The sequence below is a fragment of the Ferrimonas sediminum genome (assembly GCF_900100175.1).
Taxonomy (GTDB): domain Bacteria; phylum Pseudomonadota; class Gammaproteobacteria; order Enterobacterales; family Shewanellaceae; genus Ferrimonas; species Ferrimonas sediminum.
In genome coordinates, this window is the sequence record NZ_FNEM01000003.1 from 146,952 (window position 1) to 170,843 (window position 23,892).

Here is a 23,892-nt window from a genome sequence, read left to right on the forward strand (position 1 = left end):
AGGGAGACTCAGGAAGGGTCATGAACAAGGGTAGGGAAAACACAACCATCAGTACTGGTCTAGGCACCGCCTGCGGTGGCGGCGACCGCGGTCAGCGGGGCGATAGATGAAACACTCCATCGATATTAAGTTCCTGAAAACTTTCGCTTGTGTCGCCGATAAACGCAGTTACAGTGATGCCGCTGCCACCCTGTTCATGACCCAGCCGGCGGTGTCTCAGCACGTCAAAAAAGTCGAGCAGCATTTCGGAAAGCGGTTGCTAGAAAAGAGTGCCGGCCTGCGCCTTACCCGTGAAGGACAGTTGGTGTTCCTCTATGCCCAGAAAGCGCTACGACTGCAGGATGAGATGATGAGTGAATTTGCCAAGCTGGGTCAGCAACAGAGCCTGAGTATCGCCATCGATGATGGCCTGAGCCCGGACCTGGTGGTGGCCATCGCCCGGGAACTGTCCGACTTAAGCAGCCTGAATCTGACCATCCGCCGTTTTAGCGCACCACGCCGTGCCGGCGCCGAGGAAATGGACCTGGTGATGGGGATCGGTCGCCCTGCCGACCAGATACCGGCCCGCGATGTCTTGCATGAACAGCCTCTGCTGATGCAATACAGCGCCGCTGAAGATGGCAGCGACACCATCTCCCGAATCTTCTACTCCAGCGCCCTCGAGCAGCAAGAGGTCAACGCCATCGCCGCCGATCAGGCGTTGGTCATCAGCGACAACTGCCTATGGGTACAGGCCGCCGCCGCACCGTTGCTGGAAGACGGCCACGGCCGCCCCGAACAGTTGCTGATCGCTCCCCCGTGGTCACTGCCGTCTCGCCAGCATGCCACCGAGATCGCGGATTACCGTGCCAGCTTTTACCTGCGGGCGTCACAGCAATTCAGGAAGCACTTTGATATGTACGATCTCACCGATCGGATCGGGACGGTGGTCAAGCAGCACACCGAAGGGCAATAACAGCCTACATCAGCGCAGTATGCCCCGTTCAGCCAGGGCGCGGGCGTACAGATACAACAGCAGGGCAACAATGAAAATCACCGCGGTAAACCCCAGTGAAAACGGGTCCCCCATCACCGCCATGCCATTGCTAAATCCGTAGTTATGCACCGTGGTCACCACCATCGCCAACCAGGACACCAGTAACACCCCCACGGCGCGCCGGGAACGCAGCAACATCAGCAGCGCGCCGAGTACGCCGCCCCACACTGCCATCGCCCAGCAGGCGACCACCCAAGAGGGTAATCCGTAGAAAAATGCCCGCTGCTCCGGGGTAAACTGGGCCATATATAGCTGATGCCGGGTCTGGGTCATCAGGTAATCAAAGGCGCCACCGGCGGCCCACAGCAGTGCAAGAATGGCTACCAGCCACAGCTGCCAGGGTGATGTCGAACGTGGCATTACCGCCCCTCCCTAGTCGTATCACATTTCAGCCTGCGCCCATCAGGTCGCCAGCCAGTCGTTGGCCAGAGCAGCCATCATCACCTTGTCCATAAAACGGCCATGGCGAAACCCCGCCTGGCGCAACACCCCTTCGTGGACATAGCCAGCTTTTTCATAGGCTCTCACCGCGCCGGGATTATTGGCAAAGGCGGTCAACTCTATGCGGTTCAATCCCAGTTGCCGGAAGCCGTATTCGGTCACCAGCCGGGTCACCTCAGTCCCCACTCCCCTGCCCCAGTGACGCTTATCACCGATTAGAATGAAGTACTCGCCGCAGCGGTTGAGCTGACTGATGCCAACGATGCCGGCATAACCAATCAGCTCACCGGAGTTTGTGCACTCGATACCCAGCGAGATGCTACCCCGCTCGTCATTAACCTGGGCCAACCACTGGGCGTACTGCGCCTGGGACTTGGGCAGGGAGAAGCTGGACAGGCTGTATTGCACCACCTCCGGGTCGCAGGACCAGCGGTAAAACTCGGCGGCGTCTTCCACCCTCAGGCTTCGAAGACGCACACAATCACCTTGAATCATCATACTAATCTGTTACTCCCAAGCGATTGTCACCCACCGAGCAAGCCACCACCCGCGACAGGCTGGCCAGGGGCAAACCACTCTCGTCCTGCCAGCAGTTAAAGGCAGCCTGGGCCTGCATCTGCCCCCGTTTAGAGTTGGGCGACGCATCCAGCAACTCGTGGGCTTTGAGGTAGGCGATAATATCGCCGGTCATCAGAAACGTGTCGATGCCGACGCTGCGCAAAAAATAGGGGCCGGTGTTGCCACCAAGCCGGCTGCCACGACGCTTGAGCTCGGCCCACAGGCCGATGACATTGCGGCTGTCCCACTGCTGCAACCATTGACCAAAGCTGCCGTGCTCCTCGGCCAACTCCTGCACCATCAGCGCATTGTCCATGATCGCCTGCATCTTCTTGCCATGGCGGATCAGGGCCGGATCGCTGGCACGCTGATCCAGCTGCTCCGGCGACATCAGCAGCAGCTTCTGCGGCTCAAAGCCCCAGAATGCTTGCTCAAACGCCGGCCACTTATTTTCTACCACCCGCCAGACAAATCCGGATTTAAAGATTTGGGCACTCATGGCCGACAACAGCGCGGCATCACTGAGACGCGCCTGTCCGCTGTCGGCCTGGGGCAGTAAGGCCGTCAGCGCCGCATCGCCGCCTTTGCGCCCGGCGGCTCGCTGCCAGATGGCGTCAAAGTGTTCCTGTTTACTCATTCTGTTTATCCGCTTCCTGTTCCAGCCCCCGCCGATATCGTCGGTCAGTCGAGGGCAAATTAATGCTGTTCCGAGACCAGCGCCGACACCATGGCCCGAAGCGCCGCCGGTTTCACCATTTTGGCCATGTAGCGGTAACCCCGCTGGGCCACCTCCTGCTTGAGCTCCTCGCGGGTATCGGCAGTGATCAACACACCCGGCACCTCGTCGCCGTAACGGCGGCGAATCTCATCCATGGCATCCAGGCCGTTGCGGTTATCATCCAGATGATAGTCCGCCAGCATGATGTCCGGTTTGAACCCCTTCAAGCCCATCTCGATGATCGCTTCCTCCAGGCTTTCGGCCAGGGCCACCTCGCACTGCCAACGCTCCAGCAAGGTGGACAGGGCCGCCAGGATCGCCGACTCGTTGTCGATGCACAGCACCCGTACTCCCTGCAGCGGACTCAGAGACACCAGCTTCGGCGCACTGCGAGCCGGTACCGGTGCCGAGGTTACCGGCAAGGTCACCGAAAACATCGACCCTTCACCCAGTGAAGAGCGGACTTTCAGGGTATGGCCCAGCACCTTGCTGATGCGATCCACAATCGCCAGCCCCAGACCGATGCCCCCCACCCGGGCATGCAGATTGAGCTGTTTAAACTCGTAGAAGATCTCCCCCAGCTTGTTCTCGGCAATGCCACAGCCGTTGTCCCACACCTGGATCTCCAGCATGCCTGCGTGCAGTCGGGTGCCCATCACCACCCGGCCTTTGGGGGCGTATTTCAGGGCATTGGTCAGGAAATTCTGCACAATTCGACGCAACAGATTGGGGTCGGTATTAATGCTGCAGGAGCGCAGATGGGCGGAGAAGCGCTGGCCATTACTGGTGGCCAGCGCCGAAAACTCGGTCACCAGCGGCTCAAGAATGTCCATCACATTGACGTCACTGCGGTTGACCTCCATGGTGCCGGACTCCAGCTTGGAGATGTCCAGCAGATCCGCCAGCAGGTCTCCGGCGGTGTGCAGAGAGCCGGAGACATTCTCTACCGTCGGCAGCAGCGCCCTGTCCAGGTTCTGGTGCTGAGCCAGCGCCGCGGTGAACAATCGGGCGGCGTTGAGGGGTTGCATCAGATCGTGACCGATGGCCGCCAGAAACCGGCTCTTACTCTGGTTGGCTTCCTCTTCCGCCTCCTTGGCCAGGCGCAGTTTCCGGTTCAGGCTGGCCAACTCCCGGGTGCGTTCCTCCACCCGGGCTTCCAGGGTCACGTTCAGCGCCTGCAACTGCGCCTCCTGCTGGCGAAACTCGGTGATGTCGGTAAAGGTCATCACAAACCCCCCACCAGGCATGGGATTACCCCGAATGCTGATTACCCGCCCATCCTGACGACGACGCTCGGAGCTGTGGGCACTGCCCTGGCGCATAAAGTGCACCCGCCGGTTGACGTGCTCCTCAATGCTGCCTGGGCCGCAATAGCCGCGCTGGGCGTTAAACTCGATGATCTGCTCCACCGACATCCCCAGCTGCAAGAAGCCGTCCGGGTAGTGGTACAACTCCTGGTAACGCTTGTTCCAGGCCACCAGTTTCAGATCCTGATCCACCACACTCATCCCCTCATAAGCGTGCTCGATGGCGCCGCGAAGCATGTCCTGGGACAGCAGAATCTTGGCACTGGCCTCGTCCATCAGCGAGAACACCTCGTCCAGGGCCAGATCCCGGCCCCGCAGCACGCTGTCCATCACCAGATCCGCCGACGACGCCCCCAGAACACTGGAGAGCAGCCGTTCGGTGTGGGCGATCAGCTCCATGGGCGCACTGCGCCCCCAAGAGCGGGAATCCACACTGGAGGGGCTGAAATCGGAGAAGCTTTGGTAGGCCCGGGTCGGACCTACAAACCGCGACGCCAGCAGCAGCAAGTCGTGCTGCGTGACCACTCCCAGCAACTTACTGGTGACCCGGCGCTCCTCCGGCAGCAGCACAAAGGCGCTGGTCTGAATACGCTCGGCCACTCCGGCCCGGAACACCATCGAACCCACCACGTAGAACAGACCATTGGCCAGCAGTGCCAAAAACAGGTTCAGCACCGTCTGGCTGACCCCGAACACACTGGTCTGCTGCCCCAGCTCCGGCTGCAGCATCACCACAAACCACAGGATGAAACCGATGGTCAGGCCGCTGAGGACGCCATTGCGGTTACCGCCTTTCCAGTACAGCCCCCCCACCAGGCCGGGAGCCAGCTGGGCAAAGGCGCCAAAAGCCAGCATCCCCAGTCGCGCCAACGACTCCTGAGAGGTGATGCTCTGGTAGGCCAGCAACCCCGCCAGCAACAGCAGAATAATGGTGATACGACGGGTGTTGAGCAGCAGGTTGGAAAACTGGGAGAAGTTCTGGCTGCGAATGCGGCCGGACCGCAACAGCAACGGCACCAGCCACTCGTTGGACACCATGATGGAGATGGTCACCACCGCCACAATCACCATGCCGGTGGCGGCCGAGATGGTCCCCAGCAGCGCCACCACCGCGGTCCAGAAGTGACCGGTGGCCAGCGGCAGGCTGATCACCATGGTGTCGGCGGCGGCGCCGTCCGGCAACAGCAGGCCGCCAGCCAGGGCCAGAGGCACCACAAACAGGCTAAATATCACCAGGTAGCTGGGGAACAGCCAGCGGGAGCGTTCCACCGCCCGGGGTTTATCGCACTCCACCACCATCACATGGAACATGCGCGGCAGGCATAAAAATGCCGCCATGGACAATACCGTTTCCGGCAATAACTGCTCCAGATGCAGATCGTGGGAGGTGTCGGTCATCAGTCCCTGGGCCCGTGCCTGTCCCAGCAAATCTCCCAGGCCATCAAACAGGCCGAACACCACCAACAGGCCGACGCCCACAAAGGCGGCCAGCTTTACCAACGACTCAAAGGCGATGGCCAGCATCAGCCCAGGGTTGTGTTCGGTGGCATCCAGCTTTCGGGTGCCGAACAGAATGGCGAACACCGCCAGTACCGCCGAGATCAACAGCGCCAGGATATCCCCTTCTATGGCGCTGGTGTCTGGCTGAAACAGACTGAAGCTGAGCACCATCGCCTTCAGTTGCAGGGCGATGTAGGGCATGATGCCGAACACCGCAATCAGGGTCACCAGGGCCGCCAGCAGCTGAGACTTGCCGTAGCGGGCGGCGATGAAATCCGCTACCGAGGTGATGCTCTGCTGTTTGGAGACGGTCACCAGTTTTCGAATCACCCCGAAGCCGACGGTAAACAGCAAGATGGGGCCGATGTAGATGGGAATGAAGCCCCAGGGATCGGTCGTGGCCTGGCCGACGGTGCCCAGAAAACTCCAGCTGGAGCAGTACACCGCCAGCGACAAGCCGTAGACCCAACGCTTGACCCGGCCCGGAATCTGGCGGATATAGCGGTCGCCTCCCCAGGCGATCAGAAACAGCAAGCTCAGGTAACACAGGGCGGCAATGCCGATCAGCAGGGTCGAATTCATGTTGTTATTCTCGTTATTCCTTCAACGCTTATCATGCCAGCTCAACCAGTTAGCGCAAAGTCGCAGCAGGCAACTATGCTCAATTAGCTAGACCAATGTCTAATGGTTGAACCCCGGCCATCTTGCAAAACTCACAGTCAATACGACATGAATCAAGAGAAGGATTCCTCGATGAGCACGCAGTCTCTCTATCCGGTGAATGCCGACTTCGCCGCCGGCGCGAAAGTAAACGAAGAACAATACCGCCGCATGTACCAGGAATCGGTGGTCAATCCCGAGGGCTTTTGGCGTGAACACGGCCAGCGCATCAGCTGGTTCAAAGACTACACCAAGATCCGCAAAGTCTCCTTTGATGACCACAACCTGTACATCAAGTGGTTCTACGACGGCACCCTCAACGCCTCCTACAACTGCCTGGACCGTCACCTGGAAAGCCGCGGCGACCAGCCCGCCATCATCTGGGAGGGAGACGACGCCTCCGAACAACTGACCCTGACCTACAGCCAGTTGCACCAGCAGGTGTGTGCCTTTGCCAACGCCCTGCGTGGCCAGGGCGTCCAGCGCGGTGACGTGGTCACCATCTACATGCCGATGGTCCCGGAAGCGGCGGTGGCGATGCTAGCCTGTGCCCGCATCGGCGCCATCCATTCGGTGATTTTCGGTGGCTTCTCCCCCGACTCCATCGCCAGTCGCATCATCGACGGCAAGTCCAAGGTGGTGATTACCGCCGACCAAGGGGTTCGCGGTGGCCGCATCATTCCGCTGAAAGCCAACGTCGATGCCGCCCTGGACAACCCGGACGTTTCCACGGTCGAGCGGGTAATCTGCCTCAAACGCACCGGCGGTGACATTCAGTGGCAGCAGGGCAGAGACATCTGGTGGCACGAACTGATGGCCGTCAGCTCCCCCTATTGCCCCGCCGAAGAGATGGGCGCCGAGGACCCACTGTTTATCCTGTACACCTCCGGCTCAACCGGCACCCCCAAGGGCGTGTTGCACAGCACCGGCGGCTACATGGTGTACGCCTCCATGACCCACGAATACGTGTTTGATTACCGCGATGGCGAGATTTACTGGTGCACCGCCGACGTGGGCTGGATCACCGGTCACTCCTACATGGTGTACGGCCCGCTGGCCAACGGTGCCACACTGCTGATGCACGAAGGGGTGCCCAACTGGCCCAGTCCGGCACGCATGGGCGAGATCATCGATCGCCACAAGGTCAACATCGTCTACACCGCTCCGACACTGATTCGGGCTCTGATGGCCGAAGGCGAAGCCCACTTCGACGGTTTTGACGGCAGCAGCCTGAGGGTGCTGGGGTCGGTGGGTGAACCCATCAACCCGGAAGCCTGGCGCTGGTATTACGACGTCATCGGCAAAGAGCAGCACCCCATCGTCGATACCTGGTGGCAGACCGAAACCGGTGGCATTCTGATTTCACCCCTGCCCGGGGCTACGGATCTGAAGCCCGGCAGCGCCACCCGCCCCTTCTTCGGTGTACAGCCGGCGCTGGTGGACAACATGGGTAACCTCATCGATGGCCCCGGCGAAGGCAACCTGGTGCTGCTGGACTCCTGGCCTGGGCAGATGCGCAGCGTCTACGGCGACCACGACCGCTTTGTTCTGACCTACTTCAAGACGTTCCGCGGCATGTACTTCACCGGCGATGGGGCCCGCCGCGACGAAGACGGCTACTACTGGATTACCGGACGGGTGGACGACGTCATTAACGTCTCCGGGCACCGCCTGGGCACCGCCGAAGTGGAAAGCGCCCTGGTGGCTCATCCGGATGTGGCCGAAGCCGCCGTGGTGGGTTACCCCCACGACATCAAGGGTCAGGGGATCTACGCCTACGTGACTCTCAACAAAGGCACCGAGGAAACCGAAGCCCTGCGTCAGACCCTGCGCCAATGGGTTCGATCCGAGATTGGCGCACTGGCCACGCCGGATCTGATTCAATGGGCCCCCGGCCTGCCCAAGACCCGCTCCGGTAAGATCATGCGTCGCTTCCTGCGTAAGATCGCTGCCAACGAGGTGGGCAGCCTGGGTGACTCCTCCACCCTGGCGGATCCAACGGTCATCGACAGCCTTATCGAAGCCCGTCTGAACCGTACCGAATCCTGATAACGGCGCGCCGTTGCAGTTGCCCGGCCCCACTTAGGTGGGGCTTTTTTTGCCCAAGTCATCAAGGCTGGGGCTGATGGGACGGATGCTGATCAAGGTTTCCAGGCTACCCATAGGTGGTGCTGGTGGTTGGCTTTCTCTTCAGCGGCGCCGTTCAACCGTGCCACTCAATCTGGCTGAGGGTAGATCTTGCACTTGCGACAGGGGGCGTCGGCGTAGCCCAGAGTGAACTTACAACGGGGACAGGGGCGCTGCTGGGGCGGCTGCACCACCATTTGGGGTTTCACCGGCGTCAACACCCGCTTCACCCCCACGCCCAACGCCAGGGCAACGACCGCCAGGGCGACTCCCATCATCCAATCCATACTGCTTCACTCATCGTTGTCGTGGCCAGGGCCGCTTGTCTGTGCGGCTCAGGGTAGCTCCCTTGCCCCCGGCTGTCTGTGACCCGTGGCTAATGGCCAAAAAAAACCCCGCCGAAGCGGGGCATGGGAGTGAGGGCGATCAATCCAGGCTGGCGCCGGAGGCCAGCTCGACCCGGTTTCGACCCAGCTCCTTGGCTCGATACAACGACTGATCAACCCGCTTAATCAGTTGGTTGAGCCGTTCACCAGGTAAGGTCTGCGCCACCCCGAAGCTGGCGGTCACCGAGGTCGCCATCGGCATCTGCTCAATCAACACCCGCAGTTTTTCTGCCAGCAGGCCGGCACTGGCTTCATCGGTACCGGAGCAGATCACCAGAAACTCCTCGCCCCCCCAGCGCCCCAGGTGATCCACCTTGCGAACATTCTCTTTCATGCTCTGTGCTACCTGCATCAGGACTTCATCCCCGACCTGGTGCCCCAAGGTGTCGTTGATGGCTTTAAAATGATCCAGATCCATCATAATCACAGAGAAAAACTGCTGGTAACGCAGATAGCGCTCCATCTCCGCCAACATCAACTGGTCAAGGCGGCGACGGTTATGAACATTGGTGAGCACATCGGTGACCGACATCTTTTCAATGGCTTTACGGTCTGTGATGTCAGTGGCCACCTGGGAGAAACCGATAACCTGACCTTTAGCATCTACCTCCGGGGTGATCACCGAGTCCACCCAGTACTCCTGCCCCTCTTTGTGCAGGTTCCGCAACTCTCCGCGCCAGCTCAAGCCGCTGGACAACGCCTGTCGAATCTCCTGGCGTTGCTGCATCGGGTTCTCGGGATGACGCACCACGGCGTGAGTTTTCCCCTTCAGCTCCCACAGTTTGTATCCGGAGGTCTCACAGAAAGCACTGCTGGCATGGGTAATGCAACCTTGGGCATCAGCGCTGCTGGTGATCACATGCTGATCCAGACGCGCCGTGGTGCGCCGCAACTCACCCAGAGTATCCTGTAGCCTATTCTGAAGATGGGCCGGAACCACCGCTGCCACCCAGGACAGGGGGAAGGAGATCAGAATGACACTGCCGGCAATCAGCAGTGCCGCCAAGGTATTGGCTTCCATCATTTGGGTCAGCGATTCCCGGGTCGGTGTCATGATCACTTTCAGCTTTTCGCCGTTATGGAACAGCTCATCGATGCTGAAGCTGTGCACCTGGGTATTGCGGCTATCGCTGCCAGCCAGCAATGCGGGCGCCAGCGCCGGCATCATATCGAACAGGGTGTTACGATCCGGCAGATAGCGACTCCAGGAGTTGGACGCATCCGGGCTGACCAGCACCTCCCCTTCGCCATCGACCACCAACACTTCGAAATCCACCGCCCGGGTCAACTCCTTCAGCATCAACTTAGCTTCGGTATTGATGATCACCATCCCGGCAAAGCGGTTGTCCAGGTAGATGGGGGTCGCCACCCGGAACGTCGGCCGAATCGGCCTTTCCAGGGCACCGTTTTCCCTGTTCAGATCCAGTTTAGAGTGCCAGTGCTGGCGAGCAGGAAGGCGGCGGGTTTCGGTAAAGTAGTAGCGAAGGCTCTTATCCTGCAACCGTTCCGGGATGACCAGAGCCGGATTGATGTCGCCGCGCTGGCGATCCACCCGAACCCGTTCCATGCCGGTGCGATCCAGGTAGCGAACCTGCATGTATTCCGGCTGAGAGCGGGCCGCCATCAAAAACAGGTTGTTCATGGCCTGCAGCCCCCTCTCAGACGGCGCATGGATGTACGCCAGGGTCAACGGGTTCTCCGCCAGAGCGGTCACCATAGACTCCAGCGACGCCACCGAGGTGCGCAGTTTTTCCAGTTTCAGGTTCTTTTCCGCTTCAAACCTGTGCTCTACCGACTGATCGATGTTAGTGGATTGCAGGCGATAGTTGATCAGTGACGACAGTAAAGCCACGGCAATACCGAATACGATGAAGCACACCGACAGCAGCAGGTAACTGTTACGGTTACTCAATGACCGCTTGCTCAACCAACGGTTTAAAAAGCTCTCTCTACTCATGAATCAAAAAACAGTCCACAGCGCCTAATAAGGAGGCATGCTACCGCAATCTCAGCCGGCTGACAGTGGTCCGCTGTAGGGCCGTTTCCGCACGAGGCACCGCCCCCACCGGCGCCCTACCCGATTTCTGACCAAAGCAACAGTCCCCTATACGCAGATTCCTACGGGCTTTTTCCCCAATTTTAGGGAAGCACTGTCGCTTCCCCGCCCATCCAAGCGGGAAATTCAAAAAAAATTAAAACACGATCACAGCTTGGCTACAGCCGCATCCCGGCTGCTATCGACCAATTGTTGGACACTCGAGGTACCAAAGCAGCCAGCGAAGAGAACCCCGATTGATAATTACCCGCCGGGGGTGTAGAAAGAGAAACACGATTCTTCGAAGGCGAATTCGCAATGTCCAAAATCAAAAACGAAAAAGCGTTACTGAAGAAAGCGATGCAGATCGGTGAAGCCTATGCCGTCAAGGCGGGATACCACTCATTCAGTGCCACCGATTCGGCCGATCAGAAGGTGGAATGCATCTACCGTTTACTGGTGCACGACAAGCTACTGACCCCCCTGCCTCAGGATCAGGAGAATGGCGTCAACATGAAGCATCGGCTGGTGAAATGGATTGCCGGAAAACTGCCCAAAGACCACCCCCTACTGCAATAATGTTTCAGGGTGCGGCCTACCGCACCCTTCCCTTTCCATCGTACGGCCAGCAGATTGATGCAACTTCGCCCCTACCAGCACGCCTCAGTTCAGGCGGTAATTCGCCACTTTCGTCAACACCAGAGCCCGGCGGTACTGGTGCTGCCCACCGGTGCCGGCAAAAGCATCATCATCGCCGAACTGGCCCGGCTGGCCCGGGGCCGGGTGCTGGTGTTAACCCATGTGCAGGAGTTGGTAGAACAGAATCACAGCAAGCTGGTGGCCATGGGCCAGGATGCCGACATCTTCTCCGCCGGGCTGGGCAGGAAGCAATCCTGTGGTAAGGTGGTGTTTGCTTCCATTCAGTCCCTGTCCGCCTCCCCCCAGGCCTGCAACCAGTCTTTTTCCATGGTGATCATCGACGAGTGCCACCGGGTCAACCTCAGTGGCGACAGCCAGTATAAACAGGTGGTCGACGCCCTGACCGGGGCCAACCCGCAGCTGAAATTACTCGGCCTGACGGCCACCCCTTACCGACTGGATCAGGGCTGGATCTACCAGCAGCACAGCAATGGCACCCTGCGCAGTGCCGAACCCAAGCCCTTTAAAACCTGCATCTTCGAGCTGCCTATCGGCCAACTGATCAAAGAGCAATTCCTCACTCCCGCACGCATCGTCGACGGTGCGGTAGCCTCGCTGCTGCTGCCCAGCGATAATGACGACCCGGACACCATGCTGATCAACCAGGGCCGCGCCACCAGTCTGATCTGCGAGCAGCTGGTCAAACTGGGGCCACAACATAAAGGGGTGTTGGTGTTTGCCGCCTCGGTACGCCATGGCGAGGAGATTCTCGGCAAGCTTCCCGCCGACGACTCAGCCCTGATCACCGGCGCCACTCCCGGGGCGGAGCGGGACGCCATCATTCAACAGTTCAAGCAACAAAAGCTCAAATACCTGGTCAATGTGTCGGTGTTAACCACAGGGTTTGATGCACCCCATATCGACCTGATCGCCATCCTGAGGCGCACCGATTCGGTAGCACTGTTCCAGCAGATGGTGGGGCGGGGATTGCGGCTGTACCCCGGAAAGACCGAGTGCCTGGTGCTGGACTTTGCCGGCAATGGCTATTCGCTGTTTTCGCCGGAAGTGGGCGAACCCAAGCCCAAAGCCGACACCAGTGTGGTGGAGGTGCCCTGCCCCAAGTGCGGTCACCACAACCACTTCTGGGGCAAGGAGGATGACAATGGCTGCATTCTTGAGCATTTTGGTCGACGCTGCCAGGCCTTAATCGACGACGGCAACACTCAGCCCCGACAGTGCGATTTCCGCTTTCGGTTCAAAGAGTGCCCCAACTGCCTGGCTGAAAATGACATCGCCGCCCGTCATTGCCACCAGTGCGACACCGCCCTGGTGGATCCGGATAAGCGCCTCAAGGAGGTGCTGAAACTGAAAGATTATCTGGTGCTGCGGTGCGCCGGCATCGCCTTAAGCCCGGTTCAGCTCAAGTCCGGTCAGGCGGGCATCAAAATCAGTTGGTACGATGAAGATGGTACCGAAATCAATCAGCATTTTGGCTTTTCCACACCGGGTCAGAAAGGCGCCTTCTACCACAACTTTGCCCGCATGCACCTGCGTGCACCGGGCACGCCACTGCGACTGCCGAATGTTGAAGCGGTTCTGGCCTCGGCCTCGCTGTTTCGTCACCCGGACTTTGTGGTGGCCCGTAAGGAAAAATATGGCTGGAAGGTAATCGAGACCCTGTTTGACTATCGGGGCCGCTACCGAAAAGCCGATAGCGCTTATTAATCATACCGATTAATCAGTTATAACCCTATATAAAATAACGAAAATTGACTTCTCACCGTAAAAAGACCGATTTAGCGTTAACCGCCATTTATGGTATAAACTAATCAGAATTTTGATGGAGAACCCCATGTTTGTTGTAATTTTTGGCCGTCCTGGCTGCCCCTACTGCGTTCGTGCCAAACAGATCGCCGAAAACCTGACCGAATCCCGCGAAGATTTCAAATTCCGCTATGTGGATATGCACGCCGAAGGCATCAGCAAAGAAGATCTGGAAAAGACCGTCGGCAAACCGGTTGCCACCGTGCCTCAGATCTTCATCGATCAGGAACACGTTGGCGGCTGCACCGAATTTGAAGCCTACGCCAAGGAAAACCTGGGCCTGTACGCCTAACTCTGCATACAGTTCGGCTCCGGAAGCCAGACAGTTTCCAGAGCCGATGCTGCCACAAACTAGAATTTCAGTTCTACCCCAAAGCTGAATTTTGCATCATCACTATTATCTGACCCGCCAGGTGCAAAACTTCCGGACACTTCAGTACGAGAATATTGCCCCTTAAAGTATACAAAAGCCGCCTTCCCCAAAATAGTGCTATTCATACCCTGTGTCCAACACACATCATAAATCTCTATCTCAACACCAGAAAATGAACGGCCACCAAACATCTCTATAAAAGTAAAATGTGTATCATCCCAAGGGTGCAGGATATACAGATTCAAACTCGAAAGCTGGCTGTGGTTACCACCACCAAGTTCATCTGGAACCATTGCCCTAATTGGATTTTTTTTATCAAAGTCAAGATAGCTGTAATTTAAGCTAGGAAAAAACTGAGTCTTACTATTATTGGCGGTGATCGGTAAAATGTAACCAATAGTACTCATCAGGGAAACATCGTCGGTGTAGATAAAGTCTCCATACACCCCGCCAAAACGACTGTCAAAGTTCGCGAAACGAAAGCGGCCATCATTTGAGTCCATTTTATAGTCCAGCTGGAAAACCCCTTGATTTTCGCTGCCTTCATACCAGTTAGTATCACCACCACCAACAATGAATTTGAGCTCGCCCTTTTCGTCAACCTCAACCCCGACTTTGGATGTGGGGTTACGGGGATCTTTACTGTGAAGTTCTTGTGACAAAGCGACAGGCGAAACAAAAATAAGTAAAGCCAAGGCTGCACCAATTATTTTATGCATTATTATTCATCCCTAAGTTTATTTATCATGTTTAAATGACCCTAGAGTTAGGGTCATTTATTAAAGGCTAACAATTATTTAATTCCCACATACTTCTTATAAATACTTGGCGTGGGTGCCACCGCCTCTTTAATTGTTTTTTCAGGCACGGTGATATTCATTGCCTCGGCATACTGTCGAAGCCGCGCATCCAGGATGTGATACACCTTTACACAATGTTCAAAAAAGCTGCTCTCTCCCGCGTCATAATGAACCGCTTGCGCCAGTTCCCTGTCTCCCACGGTGTTGGCCAACCACAGTTCCAGTTCGTCAAAATCCACGCCAGGAACCGACTTCTTGTTGGGTTCGAACAGGATGTACAACGATTCGACTGAATTCACCAGCATCGGCGCCATTCCTCTTGGGCGGATAACGATCGACGCCATCATCGCCTCCTCAAATTTCACCTGACGCAGATAATGTTTGGCCTGGGCTCCGGTAAGTTGAATCATCGACGCAATCCCTCCTGACCCAGCTTGCCGGCCCGGGCCAGGCGATCGGCGACAAAGGCCATATCCAACGCCTCCAGCGTCTCACGGGTTGGCCAACCGCTGCTAAGATCCCAGCCTTCGAGTCGATAGTAGTGGTCTTTCCAGTGTTCCACCCCCTCTCTATCGAGTTGGCGCCCCACCGTATCTTCAAAAGACCATTGACCCTTGTCATCCGTTGATGGCCAGCTGTAGGTGCCCAGCTTGGAATGGTCATACTTCTTGTCGTAGATGTAATCTTCGAACTTCACCAGATCACGATGGCGCCCCTGCAGAACCCAGATGGCATTGTCGAGGTTATAGACCTGGCGACCGCGCCGTATCCCCTCCTCGAAAGTGATCGCCTCACCGGTGACGGCTTTCCAATACACCTGTTCACCCACCTCGGGGTCGGCGGTGGCGCCACGGAAGTCGGGGCGATTGAGGTTGCAGCAATCGGGCCAGCGGAAGTCACACATCAACAGCGAATTTTTATAGAAGCGGTTGTAGTGCATCTGCCACTGCACCGCCCGGGCCAGGTTTTCCGAGTACATATTCTTTTCTGAGAAATCCAGTGCCTGGGGCCGATCATTGGCATAGGGAATCATCTTTTCCGTGTAGCATCTGGCCATGGTTTCCGCGTCGACAGGGTGGTCGATTCCGGCGGCAATTTCATAATTGACGTTCCAGAAGATCCAGTTATAGCCGTGGTCATTGATATCGCGACTGTCCATCAGGGTGGCATACCCCCAGGTCAACTCCGCCCGGGGATCATAACCATGCTCGGGTATGCCCCAGTAGGGGTACTGCAGAAACTTGCCATTTTTCAGATCCTCCTCCCGACCAATGGCTTTAGCCGCCTCGACAAACCCTTCTGCGACCAATTCACCAATATCGGTCTTATAAGCGATGGCCTCACAGAAAGCCTTGCAGAACTCCATGGTGCCAAACTTGTCCCAGGGCAGGTTGGACTTAATTTGCTTATCGGGACCAATCAGTCCGTACTGCGCCAGGGCTCCCAGCCATAGGCAACCGTCCGTGAGCGGATAGGAGTTGATGCCCAGGCGTTGGATGGTTTCTGCAGCGTACATCATGGTTTCGGTGACATCTTTACGTTCATCGAACAGGGTCATCTTTAATGCCGCTTCGCCGCGCGCTGCCAACAGTGCCGGCGCCAGATACCACACCGTAGTCTGACAGTGGGACTCGTTACCATAGCCGTCACGGCGCTGCTTGCAACCGTTGACGCAGCCATGACAACCGACACTGCGGTGATTCTCGTCTATTTGAGCGAAAAGGAGTGCTCTCGATGCACTGCCCAACGCATGGGCTCCCACCTCTGAATTAAGGCGTACGTTAGCCGCTTCCGGGTTGGTGGGAGTACCGAGAAGGGTGAGGTTATCGGCATCGTTAGCATAGAGCTCCCGGGTCTTAAAACGGGCATTGACCAACGCCATGGGATCGGCCACATCAACGGCACCGGTACCAATGACACTGATCGCCTTAAGGTTCTTCGAGCCGAAGACGGCGCCGAACCCACACTGGCCGGAACCGTGGCCGGCACCATGGATAAGAGAACCAAATATCGACTGGTTTTCTCCCGCCGGGCCAATGGCAACGACGGCGGCCTTCTGGGTGGTGCGGCCGATGTCACGGTTGTCGAGCTGGGCGCTCCATCCGGCGGTCGCCTCAACCTTGGCCACCTCGTCCTGAATCAACTGCTGGGTGTCGTAGGTGTCTTTCCCCCACACCTCGACAGCATCCTGGATGACGACCCGGTCATTACGGATATCCAGGTACACCGGGTGCGGTGCAGCACCGGTTATGGTGACCGCATCCCAACCGGCGTGTTTCAACATGGCACTGAACTGGCCGCCAAAGTTTGAGCGGGCAAACCAGTTCTTAGGTTTCAAGCCGGTGCCGATGCCGGTCACCTCACAGCGCCCTCCGGCGGAGGGCACATTGGTACCGGAAAAGGGTGACGCCGCCAAGGTAACCACGTTTCGAGGATCCCGGCCATCGGTGATGGATTCAACCTCCGGACACAGATCCCAGAACAGGGCGGCGCCGAGACCATGGCCACCGCCCCAGCGCTGATACTTGAGTGTCGGAATGACCGAGGTGGTTAAGTTCGTTAAATCAACATGCAGAATTTTTCCAGCGAAGCCTTTCATCATCATTGTTTTAATCCTCGATGGTTTTGCCGGTGAGAGCCCAGCTTTCATTGCGTAGATTGACCACATAGCGGTCGTCGGGCGCATTGGCCCCCGGCAGTTCAGTCACAAAATCGATGGCAGCTACCGGGCACACCCGTTGGCAGGCACGAACCCCCTCGGGGCCACCCTCCTCCTCCATAAACGGCGTGTTGACACAGAGATCGCATTTTTGGGCGCTGCGGGTTTCGGCATTCCACTGCACCCGTTTTGGGGTGTAGGGGCAGGCTTCGATGCATTGCATGCAGCCAATGCAGCGCTCCGGATCGATATCACGCACAAACCCATAGTCTTCGTTGGCCTTATTGGCGTTGACCGGACAGGCGCCGACACAGGGGGCATCCTCGCACTGGTGGCAGGTCGCCATCTGGATGTCGCCCGGGAAAGGTGCAAAGGAGTCCTGCTGAATCTGGATTCGGGCCAGCGACATCGACGCCTTGCCATGGTGAGTCAGAGAACAGGTGGTCATGCAGCTGCCGCACCCCATGCACTTTTTCAGATCAACCACCAATGCCCCGCCGGCACTCTTGATGTAGATTTTGTCGTCACGCAACACATAGGCACTACCACTGAGGCCAATCAACATGCCTGCGCTGCCCAGTGCGGTAAGAAAATGGCGACGGCCACTGTCCATTTCGGTATTGCTACCCTTATTTGTCATTGCTGAGACTCCTGCTGCTGTTGCTTCTGTTCCAGTTCTCGAAACCACAAACTGTGATGCTGCCTGGCGTAATCACGACTGACATAACCGGTCACCATGCCAACCAGGGTGTTCCAGGCCCAGGGAGCCACCCCCCCCAGCAGGGCATGGACCGGAATGAGCAACAGCATGACGAGCGCCGCCCAACCGTGCCCAAAACTGATCATTTCAATGATGACCGGATCGAGGTCGACTCCCCGGGCAACCAACTTGCCAAACCCGGAAACAATCACCACCAGGGAGGTAACGATGATCACCAAGCCGGCCAGCCGTCCTGAATGGTGATATTTGGGAGCAGGAATGTGGTTAGGGGTTAGACCCAGCATGTGGGTGTAATGCAGAAATGACTTCTTCACCTCTATCCATAGCGATTCATCCGGCAGATGACTGCGCAGGCGGTGAGTATCCACCAGTTGGTTGCAGGCCCATAAACTGCAGCCAAACAGGAAATACAGGGCACCGATAAAATGAAGGTTAAACATCAGAGCCGTGGCGCCGGCACTGGTCACCAAGCGTGGAAACCAAAGAAAGCCCAGTACAACGCCGGTGACCAGCAGCAGCACACAACCAAAGGCGCTGGTCCAATGGGTTAACCGGGCCACACCGTCGTGGCGAAGGACACGGTCCTGCTCCAGGCGATCACCGGTCCTGCGCAATTTGGCTGAGCAAAACACCCCTCCAGCGGTCACAAACAGCAAGAAATAGGAGAGGCTGTCAAAGAACAGGATGGCGTTGCTCCCCTGCTCACCGCGGTATGAGGACACCACAATGGCAATGGCACACAAGAGCAGTGCTATCCCGAATCCAAGCAGCCAGCCTAGAAAGTTATTCGATTGGTTATTCATATTGGCTCCTGACATGAACATTGAATGTGTTTTCGGTTTTTGGAGAGAGTAAAAACCGATGGCCGGCAGTATTTCTTAGAAAGGGAATCAAATCTGACCCAGTTAAAGTTCATAAATGAGACACCCATCAGCATCGTTGTGGGTTGCTAACTGATAAACAGGCTAAATCCGAACAACTCTGGAAATAAACACCGAAAAAAGAACCATAAATAACCCCGAATGGGGCATCACAAATGACTCATGGTACAAAGGGACGCAGTATGGCTTACGGGTTGGGGCTACAACGACCTGGCAGCAGAAAGCCTGAACTCGCAGATTATCGGCCCAAAGGTCAAAAAAAAACCGAAGCAAGCCGCCAATTTCGTGATGTAGCGCAAACTGGGTGACCAATGCGTGAGGTAGTCTCATCCTCAAGCTTTGAAGATGACAAACCTGAATTCTAATTTAGATCGATAACTATAATAATATGACGCAACTTGATTTAAACCTCGTAAGATACCTGTTAGTAGTCAATGAATATCGGACTACTCATGCCATTGTCAGACACCTCGAGATCAGCCGCTCAACGCTCAATCGCGGCTTGGCCCAACTGCGAGCCCATTTTGGTAATGAGCTGTTTATCACCAGCAACGGTCGTTATGAGCCGACAGCATTCACTTCGAATCTTATTCAGCTGATTTCACCTCTTCTTCAAAATCTGGACGACTACATAAAACACTCCAGCGAAAGCTCTATTGAAAATATTGAAGGCAGCCTCAGCGTATACGCTCCGCTTTACATCACCGAACACATTATGTTTGACCTGATGGCCGGCTTGAAACAGCACCACTGTAAGTTTGATTTAAAATTCCACGTTTGGCCGACGGGCAATCTTCCCGATCTGAACCAAAATGACTTTGCAATTGGAATCAATTATTTTCCTTTTGATATTGATCGCCGGTTTATCCAGAGGCGTCTTGGCAGTGTTCAACTCGGCGTTTATCTGCGTGCCGACAACCCGCTGTCGATAAATCAAGAAATTGATATAAAGGAGTTACAAGAGATCAACTCCGTCAGGCTAGACCCCGGCTGCAATGTTCCATTCCTGGAAAGGGTCATGCTCGAGGAGTATGGCATAGAACTTAAATCGGACATCACCGTGCCCTCCATCCAGGCGGCGCTTCGTTGTGCAGAGCAACTGAATTACTCTGTTTTTTCTACCAACGCCTATCCGGAACATCTTTCGCATAATTTAATTTGGCGACCGGTAATCAACGAGGGTAAGCCAGTCAATTTTGAGTATGGTTTTATCTGTAATCGCTCCTGGTATCAGCATCCTGCCATGAAGACTCTCGAAGATCTGTTGAAAACCAGTTTTCAGCACGCAATTAAAACCATACTGGAGCCATAACCGCGAACCCCTGCCGGGATCCGGATAGCCAATTTCCTTCAGTGCCACCCTGCCGGTTTGCTGATGATCATCGGGGCGCTTCGCCGCCTCCTCCCGGAGGGGTCACCGCAGATGACAACAATTATCATTTGCATTAAGTGTCGATTCGGGCGACACTAGCCCCTCTTAACCATCACCGAGGAATCGTCCGCAGTGCCCCACGTCGCCACCCAAGTCAGTTCTGAGCGATTACTTAATCTCAAACAGGCGTTTTTCAATGGTATCCTGGCAACGCTGGCCAGCATCGGCCTGGGGTTTGGCTTTAAACTGTGGTTGGCCCAATGGGTCGCCAAATCGGATCTCGCCCTCTATAACACCGTTATCGACGTCATCTCCCTGTCTCTGATCCTGCTGACCGGATTCCGGTCATCGATGATGGTCAGCTACAGCCAGACCCGCAAAGATCGTGACATCATCAACATCTTTCGCATCAGCTTGATTCTGATGGTGCTACTGACCTGGGGGATGGTTATCCCCTACATCAAGCACCAGCTCAACATCGATGTGGGCTACGTTGAACTGATGGGAGTCATCATGGCCATGGGCCTCAAGGTGTACGCCAACAACCTGCTGGGAATGTACCGCCTGTATACCCTCACCAATCGCTTTACCTGGATCGAACCCCTGGCCAACATCGGCTTCTTCCTGGTGTTGTGGTTCGGGCTGCAGTTGAGTGCCTTGCAGGCGCTGTTCTACAGCATGATTCTCTCCAGCGGCAGCGCCGCCATCTACATGCTGCGACAACGGCGCAAGGTCGTTGCGACCCAACCCCTGAGCAAAGTCCAGATGGAACCGGCGATGGTGGCCTACGTGAAGAAGAGCTTTACCGCCGCCCTGGAGGCCGGTGCCAGCATCCTGATGGTCTATATCACGGTGTTGCTGACCATTCGCGACTTCAGTATCAATGAGTTAGGGGATTTTCAGGTGGTCGTCCGGCCGATCCTGACCTACATGACGCTGCTGTTCGTATTTCCCATCTACCGCTTTGTGCTGCCGGAATTGGCCCAGTGTCTGCGAGACGACGCTCACCATCAGGTCGAGGAGATCAAACGCTGGATTTTCCGGTTGGCGGGCACGGTCGGTGTGACGTTTTTTGCCATCACCGCCCTATTTGGCGATCCCCTGATCCGCTGGCTGTTTCCCGAGGAATACGCCCAGGCAGCCCCGGTGCTGACCCACGTCGCCCTGTTCTTTGTCTTTATGATGCTGAACGCCTACCAACTGGCTTACATCAAGGCCAACGGCAGCTTTACTCTGAGCCTGGGTATTCGAGTGACCGGTATCCTGACCCTGCTGATCAGCTACAACGTCCTGGAACTGCTCACCGACAACGTGGTAGCAGTGGTCATTGCCCAGGGCTGTGGTTACGCGATGATGTTCATTCTGTCGATGTTCGCCGAACACCAGTTGCAGAGACGCCACCACGGCTCCGAGCTACAAACCGCCTAGCCTGGCAAGATCCAGTGACTTCCCGGGCTCAGCTGCGCTTGATGCGAACCACCCTCATCACCTCGACCTCAAACCCGGCGACGGTCTCCACGTCGACATAATAGGTCAAGTTGACCCGGGCGCCCTTCAGGCTCTGGTAGCGCTGCTTACGCTTGTATTTAAATGCCACCTGATGTCCATCCAGCATCAGGGTGTTGTTCACCCAATCGCCGCTGTCCCTTTGCACGTGAGACGCCACTTTCTGATACTCGGAGTGAACCAGTTTCTGATGACGCTGAATCAGGGCATCGGGATCGGAGGCTTTCATCATCAAACCTTGGCCAGTTGATCTGCCAGCGTCAGGCAGTGGCGGCGCAGAGTATCGATCACCTGGGGATCGATGTCGGTTTTTTGCTCCAGTTCGGACTTCACCACCGCCGCCTGCTGTTGCAACGCCTGCCCGGTTTCAGTCAGGGCGATCACCTTGCGGCGCTCGTCCTCACTGCTGACGGTACGCGTCAGCATCCCTTTACCTTCCAGACGCTTAACCACCGGGGTCAGGCTGCCAGGATCGAGCCGGGTTTGTCTGGACAGCTCGGTCAGACTGACTTTGTCCTCCAGCCACAGCGCCTGCATCACCAGATACTGACCATAGGTCAGGTCAAACCTCTCCAGCAGAGGTCGGTACGCCCGGGTCAGCGCATTGCTGGCGGTATAGAGGGCAAAACACAGGTTGTCAGACAGTTGCGGTTTCATAATTTCTCCAGAATGAAACTGCATCATACCTTCACCCGGTCATTTCTCAAATAATTAGCGCACAAAACATTTGCGCACAACAATCTATTCCGATACAGTGCAGCCAATTAGTTAGCGCGCAAATCAATAGCGCATCAACCATTGAGGACAAATCATGAACAGCCATGTCATTACTCTGGCCTGCCGCCCGGTAGGCCTGCCTACCGCCGACAACTTTCAGCTGCAATCACAGGCACTGCCGGCACTGCAACCTGGGCAGGTGCTGGTCAAAAACCTGTGGATGTCGGTCGACCCCTACATGCGCGGCCGCATGATTGACCGCAAAAGTTACATCGCCCCGTTTCAACTCGGAGAGCCACTGGAAGGCGGTGCCATCGGCGAAGTGATCGAATCCCGACATCCGGATTTTACTGTCGGTAGCCACGTCAGCAGCATGCTGGGCTGGCGCAGCCACTTCATCAGCCGTGGTGACGACCTGACCCGCCTGCCCGACACGCCGCTGCCTCTGCAGAGCTTCCTCGGTATTATGGGCATGCCCGGCATGACCGCCTGGGTCGGACTCAACCGCATTGCGGCGCTGAAAGCCGGCGACACCGTCTTTGTGTCGGCGGCATCGGGTGCCGTGGGCAGCGCCGCCTGCCAGATTGCCAAACTGGCGGGCTGTACCGTTATCGGCTCCACCGGCTCGGCCGGAAAAGTGGACCAGTTGAAACAACTTGGTGTCGATGAGGTAATCAACTACAAACAGGTGGACTCCCTAAGCGATGCCATCGCCACCGCCGCGCCCCAGGGCATCGACGTCTACTTTGAAAATGTCGGCGGCGACCACCTCGAAGCGGTGCTGAACCACATGAATGACCATGGCCGCATTGCGGTGTGCGGCATGATCGCCCACTACAACGACACCGAGGCGCAGCCAGGGCCGGCCAACCTGGCCAACCTGATCATCAAAAAGCTGAAGATGGAAGGCTTTATCGTGTTTGATCACTGGGAACATTACGGCGAGTTCGCCGCCCAGATGGGCCAGTGGCTGGCCGAAGGAAAGATTCAGTCCCAGGAAACCGTCTATCACGGCCTGGAGCAGGCCGCCGATGCCTTCATCGGCCTGTTTGAAGGCAAAAACAGCGGCAAGATGCTGGTTAAACTGGGTGAATAACCGACGCTTCTCCGGGGTTGGCGCCACTCCCTTCCGGCACCAACCCCAACTCGGTGTTATGCTTACTGGTACTGGTCAGGGAGCATCACGCCAGTGAGGAGGGAGTTGTGCATCACCACGCGTTGATCAATGCCTTAAAAGCCAGCCAAAACTGGATAAACCAGTTCAATCACGGCAATCTCGACTACTGCGTTGCCAGCTATACCGAAGGGGCCCAGCTCGAGGTGATCCCCATGGGCCGCTTTGAGGGACGCAAGGCCATTCGCGAATTCTGGCAGGGCATCATGCAGTCGGGCGCGGCCGATCTCTGCTATCGAAAAACCTGGCTAAAACTCATCGATGACAACAACGTTCAGCTGGGCAGTGAATGGTCGATGAACATCGGCCACGGCGTCATTACCCTGGAACAGTGGCAACGTCAGGCCGACGGCCACTGGAAACTGACCCACGATGCTTTTGAGATACTGGAGCAATATTAGCAACGCAATCCGCCCTAAAGTTGCAACTTGCTTCAGCTGTAGCTAATTTAAAGGGCT

Annotated in this window: 22 protein-coding genes; 9 read left to right on the forward strand and 13 right to left on the reverse strand. The window is 56.7% G+C overall.

Features of this window, described 5'->3' with window-relative positions; translation table 11 throughout:
- The first annotated feature begins 106 nt into the window (after nt 1-106).
- Nucleotides 107-955 carry a LysR family transcriptional regulator gene (locus BLT77_RS05040; protein WP_090362987.1) on the forward strand — a complete coding sequence of 283 codons (849 nt, stop codon included), beginning with the start codon at nt 107-109 and terminating at the stop codon, nt 953-955.
- A gap of 9 nt (nt 956-964) precedes the next feature.
- On the opposite strand, the gene BLT77_RS05045 is transcribed toward BLT77_RS05040, so the two are convergent.
- The 4 genes from BLT77_RS05045 to BLT77_RS05060 are packed head-to-tail and all read right to left on the reverse strand — an operon-like array spanning nt 965 to nt 6,142.
- Nucleotides 965-1,396: a hypothetical protein gene (locus BLT77_RS05045; protein ID WP_090362990.1), complete on the reverse strand. Its 432-nt coding sequence runs from the start codon at nt 1,394-1,396 to the stop codon at nt 965-967.
- Between the two features lie 42 nt (nt 1,397-1,438).
- On the reverse strand, nt 1,439-1,975 hold the full coding sequence (locus BLT77_RS05050; protein ID WP_090362993.1) for a GNAT family N-acetyltransferase: 537 nt from the start codon (nt 1,973-1,975) through the stop codon (nt 1,439-1,441).
- Between the two features lies 1 nt (nt 1,976).
- Complete coding sequence (locus BLT77_RS05055) at nt 1,977-2,672, reverse strand: DNA-3-methyladenine glycosylase I (protein ID WP_090362996.1); 696 nt, start codon at nt 2,670-2,672, stop codon at nt 1,977-1,979.
- A 59-nt stretch (nt 2,673-2,731) separates the two neighbouring features.
- Complete coding sequence (locus tag BLT77_RS05060; RefSeq protein ID WP_090362998.1) at nt 2,732-6,142, reverse strand: hybrid sensor histidine kinase/response regulator; 3,411 nt, start codon at nt 6,140-6,142, stop codon at nt 2,732-2,734.
- Nucleotides 6,143-6,313: 171 nt separating this feature from the next.
- On the opposite strand from BLT77_RS05060, the gene acs reads away from it, so the two are divergent.
- Complete coding sequence (gene acs, locus BLT77_RS05065; protein ID WP_090363001.1) at nt 6,314-8,269, forward strand: acetate--CoA ligase; 1,956 nt, start codon at nt 6,314-6,316, stop codon at nt 8,267-8,269.
- Between the two features lie 167 nt (nt 8,270-8,436).
- Here the strand turns inward: acs and BLT77_RS05070 are convergent, their stop codons facing one another.
- Together BLT77_RS05070 and BLT77_RS05075 are read right to left on the reverse strand one after the other, a co-directional pair.
- Nucleotides 8,437-8,634, reverse strand: coding sequence for a hypothetical protein (locus BLT77_RS05070; protein WP_143026566.1), 198 nt, complete (start codon nt 8,632-8,634; stop codon nt 8,437-8,439).
- 139 nt (nt 8,635-8,773) lie between these two features.
- Nucleotides 8,774-10,645 carry a sensor domain-containing diguanylate cyclase gene (locus tag BLT77_RS05075; protein WP_176819188.1) on the reverse strand — a complete coding sequence of 624 codons (1,872 nt, stop codon included), beginning with the start codon at nt 10,643-10,645 and terminating at the stop codon, nt 8,774-8,776.
- Nucleotides 10,646-11,086: 441 nt separating this feature from the next.
- On the opposite strand from BLT77_RS05075, the gene BLT77_RS05080 reads away from it, so the two are divergent.
- The 3 genes from BLT77_RS05080 to BLT77_RS05090 all read left to right on the forward strand — a co-directional run bounded on the left by BLT77_RS05080 (nt 11,087) and on the right by BLT77_RS05090 (nt 13,523).
- A complete protein-coding gene (locus tag BLT77_RS05080; RefSeq protein ID WP_090363009.1) occupies nt 11,087-11,347 on the forward strand; it encodes a DUF5062 family protein in 261 nt (86 codons plus the stop codon).
- A 57-nt stretch (nt 11,348-11,404) separates the two neighbouring features.
- Nucleotides 11,405-13,132 (forward strand): DNA repair helicase RadD, encoded by a 1,728-nt coding sequence (radD, locus tag BLT77_RS05085; protein WP_090363011.1) that lies wholly within the window; start codon nt 11,405-11,407, stop codon nt 13,130-13,132.
- A gap of 127 nt (nt 13,133-13,259) precedes the next feature.
- Nucleotides 13,260-13,523, forward strand: a complete 264-nt coding sequence (locus BLT77_RS05090; RefSeq protein WP_090363014.1) for a GrxA family glutaredoxin — start codon at nt 13,260-13,262, stop codon at nt 13,521-13,523.
- 59 nt (nt 13,524-13,582) lie between these two features.
- On the opposite strand, the gene BLT77_RS05095 is transcribed toward BLT77_RS05090, so the two are convergent.
- From BLT77_RS05095 to BLT77_RS05115, 5 genes are all read right to left on the reverse strand, one after another.
- A complete protein-coding gene (locus BLT77_RS05095; RefSeq protein ID WP_090363017.1) occupies nt 13,583-14,323 on the reverse strand; it encodes a hypothetical protein in 741 nt (246 codons plus the stop codon).
- Between the two features lie 74 nt (nt 14,324-14,397).
- Nucleotides 14,398-14,814, reverse strand: coding sequence for a hypothetical protein (locus tag BLT77_RS05100; protein ID WP_090363020.1), 417 nt, complete (start codon nt 14,812-14,814; stop codon nt 14,398-14,400).
- Nucleotides 14,811-17,009 carry an aldehyde ferredoxin oxidoreductase N-terminal domain-containing protein gene (locus BLT77_RS05105; RefSeq protein ID WP_090363022.1) on the reverse strand — a complete coding sequence of 733 codons (2,199 nt, stop codon included), beginning with the start codon at nt 17,007-17,009 and terminating at the stop codon, nt 14,811-14,813. The genes BLT77_RS05100 and BLT77_RS05105 overlap by 4 nt, the downstream gene beginning before the upstream one ends.
- 4 nt (nt 17,010-17,013) lie before the next feature.
- Nucleotides 17,014-17,703 carry a 4Fe-4S dicluster domain-containing protein gene (locus BLT77_RS05110; protein ID WP_090363025.1) on the reverse strand — a complete coding sequence of 230 codons (690 nt, stop codon included), beginning with the start codon at nt 17,701-17,703 and terminating at the stop codon, nt 17,014-17,016.
- Nucleotides 17,700-18,587 carry a cytochrome b/b6 domain-containing protein gene (locus tag BLT77_RS05115; protein ID WP_090363027.1) on the reverse strand — a complete coding sequence of 296 codons (888 nt, stop codon included), beginning with the start codon at nt 18,585-18,587 and terminating at the stop codon, nt 17,700-17,702. The genes BLT77_RS05110 and BLT77_RS05115 overlap by 4 nt, the downstream gene beginning before the upstream one ends.
- 466 nt (nt 18,588-19,053) lie before the next feature.
- On the opposite strand from BLT77_RS05115, the gene BLT77_RS05120 reads away from it, so the two are divergent.
- On the forward strand, nt 19,054-19,977 hold the full coding sequence (locus BLT77_RS05120) for a LysR family transcriptional regulator (RefSeq protein WP_090363030.1): 924 nt from the start codon (nt 19,054-19,056) through the stop codon (nt 19,975-19,977).
- A gap of 192 nt (nt 19,978-20,169) precedes the next feature.
- A complete protein-coding gene (locus tag BLT77_RS05125; protein WP_090363032.1) occupies nt 20,170-21,465 on the forward strand; it encodes a lipopolysaccharide biosynthesis protein in 1,296 nt (431 codons plus the stop codon).
- 28 nt (nt 21,466-21,493) lie between these two features.
- On the opposite strand, the gene BLT77_RS05130 is transcribed toward BLT77_RS05125, so the two are convergent.
- A complete protein-coding gene (locus tag BLT77_RS05130; protein ID WP_090363034.1) occupies nt 21,494-21,775 on the reverse strand; it encodes a hypothetical protein in 282 nt (93 codons plus the stop codon).
- Nucleotides 21,775-22,200 carry a MarR family winged helix-turn-helix transcriptional regulator gene (locus tag BLT77_RS05135; protein ID WP_090363038.1) on the reverse strand — a complete coding sequence of 142 codons (426 nt, stop codon included), beginning with the start codon at nt 22,198-22,200 and terminating at the stop codon, nt 21,775-21,777. Before BLT77_RS05135 ends, BLT77_RS05130 begins: the two co-directional genes overlap by 1 nt.
- Nucleotides 22,201-22,354: 154 nt before the next feature.
- Here BLT77_RS05135 and BLT77_RS05140 point away from each other — a divergent pair, with 154 nt between their 5' ends.
- Nucleotides 22,355-23,356 carry an NADP-dependent oxidoreductase gene (locus BLT77_RS05140; RefSeq protein ID WP_090363040.1) on the forward strand — a complete coding sequence of 334 codons (1,002 nt, stop codon included), beginning with the start codon at nt 22,355-22,357 and terminating at the stop codon, nt 23,354-23,356.
- 107 nt (nt 23,357-23,463) lie between these two features.
- Entirely contained in the window at nt 23,464-23,835 is a 372-nt protein-coding gene (locus BLT77_RS05145; RefSeq protein WP_090363043.1) for a YybH family protein, read from the forward strand.
- Nucleotides 23,836-23,892 lie beyond the last annotated feature (57 nt).